Origin of the sequence: Actinomadura rubrobrunea NBRC 15275, from assembly GCF_001552235.1 — a bacterium.
Classification (GTDB): Bacteria; Actinomycetota; Actinomycetes; order Streptosporangiales; family Streptosporangiaceae; genus Spirillospora; species Spirillospora viridilutea.
Genome location: NZ_BCQU01000198.1, coordinates 1 through 1,739, shown reverse-complemented (window position 1 = coordinate 1,739; position 1,739 = coordinate 1). Strand labels below are relative to the sequence as shown.

General features: G+C 77.7%; 2 protein-coding genes. One reads left to right on the top strand and one right to left on the bottom strand.

Annotated features, from left to right (window positions below; genetic code table 11):
* Window positions 1–451: sensor histidine kinase (locus tag AR3_RS31415; protein ID WP_390099674.1), on the top strand; the 451-nt coding region annotated here is incomplete at its 5' end.
* Here the strand turns inward: AR3_RS31415 and AR3_RS28985 are convergent.
* On the bottom strand, window positions 422–1,651 hold the full coding sequence (locus AR3_RS28985; protein WP_083952265.1) for a beta-ketoacyl synthase N-terminal-like domain-containing protein: 1,230 nt from the start codon (window positions 1,649–1,651) through the stop codon (window positions 422–424). The genes AR3_RS31415 and AR3_RS28985 overlap by 30 nt on opposite strands.
* Window positions 1,652–1,739 lie beyond the last annotated feature (88 nt).

Below are 1,739 nucleotides of genomic sequence, written 5' to 3'. Positions count from 1 at the left end.
GCGGGCCGCCGAGCTGATCGGCCGGATGCCCGACCGGCGGGCCGCCGAGCTGGAGGTGACCGGCCGCGAGCCCGCGCTGCCGCTGCGCCTGCGCACCACCGCCCTGCAGGTCGTCCAGGAGGGCCTGGCCAACGCGCTCAAGCACGGCGGCGGCAGACTGCGCGTGACGATCGAGTACGCCGACGAGCTGCGCGTCACCGTGGTCAACGAGGGCGGCCGCCCGGCGGCCGGCGACGGCTGGGCCGGCCCGGGCGGGGACGGGCTGCGCAACCTGGTGGAACAGGTCACCGCGCTCGGCGGCACGTTCGTCTGCGGGCGCCCGCCCGGCGACGGCTTCGTCGTGCGGGCCCGGCTGCCGCTGCCCGGGGCGCGCCGGCCGGGCGGTGCCCCGGCCGGCGACGCCTCCCCTCCGGCCGGGACCTCACCCGACGTCGTCGCGCACCGCGCGTAGCACGGCGGCGGCGTTGAACCCGCCCGACCCGCGCGCCACCACCAGCGCGTGGCGCAGCGCGGCGTGCTCGCGGGGCTCGGTGACCAGGTCCAGGCCGTAGCCGCCCTCGGCCTCCAGGTTGACCGACGGCGGGATCGTGTCGTGGTGCAGCGCCAGCGCCGCCCAGGCCAGGTCGAGCGCGGCGGCGCCCGAGCCGAGCCGTCCCGTCATGGTCTTGGGCACCGTCACCGGGACCGACCCGACCGCGTGCGCGAACACCTCGTTGATCGCCGCGGCCTCCTGGGCGTCCCGCACGGGGTCGCCCGCGCCGTCGGCGAACACCACGTCCACGTCCTCCGGGGCGATCCCGGCCCGCTCGATGGCCAGCCGCATGGCCCGGGCCAGCTGCCGGTGGTCCGGCGGCGGGCCCGCGGCCCGGTGCGCGTCGTGGGTGGACGCCGTCCCGGCCAGCTCGGCGTAGAGGGTGGGCGCGCCGCGGCGCAGCGCCCGCTCGCGCTCCTCCACGACCAGGATCGCGCCGCCCTCGCCGAGCACCGCGCCGCTCGCCGAGCGGCCGAACGGGCGGTAGGCGGTGCGCGGGTCGCGCCCGCCGCTCACCTCCCGCGTCCCGTGGCAGGTGATCGCGTACGGGGACAGCGGCGCCTCGGTGCCGCCCAGCAGCACCGCCTCGGTGCCGTGCCGGATCAGGCGGCGGGCCTGCGCGGCCGCGTCGATGCCGCCGGCGCCGTCGGACACGATGACGCCGCACGGCCCCTTGATGCCGTGCCGGATCGACAGCTGGCCGGTGCTGGCGGCGTAGAACCAGGCGATCGACTGGTAGGCGGTGACGGCCTGCGGCCCCTCGGCGTACAGCGCCTGGATCTCGCGCTGGCCGAACTCGTTGCCGCCCGAGGCGCTGGAGGTCAGCACGGCCAGGGCGAACGGGTCGTCCTCCGCGGCCGGGTCCAGCCGCGCGTCGGCCAGGGCCAGCTCCGCGGCCGCCAGCGCCATCCACGTCCACCGGTCGGTCTGCACCCGCAGCCGGTCCGGGACGAACCGCTCCGGGTCGAACCCGGTCACCTGCCCGGCCACGTGGACCGGCAGGCCCGCGGTGTCGAACGCGGTGATCGGCGCCAGCCCGCAGACGCCGCGCAGGGTCGCCGCCCAGTGCTCGGCCGCGCCGACGCCGGTCGGCGCGACGACGCCGATCCCGCTGATCACGGGCGTCCGCCGGAGTCCTCCATCCAGTACTCGTGCAGCGTGTGCCCGTGGTTGAGGGGCTGCGGCTTGTTGAGGAAGTCCTGGTAGA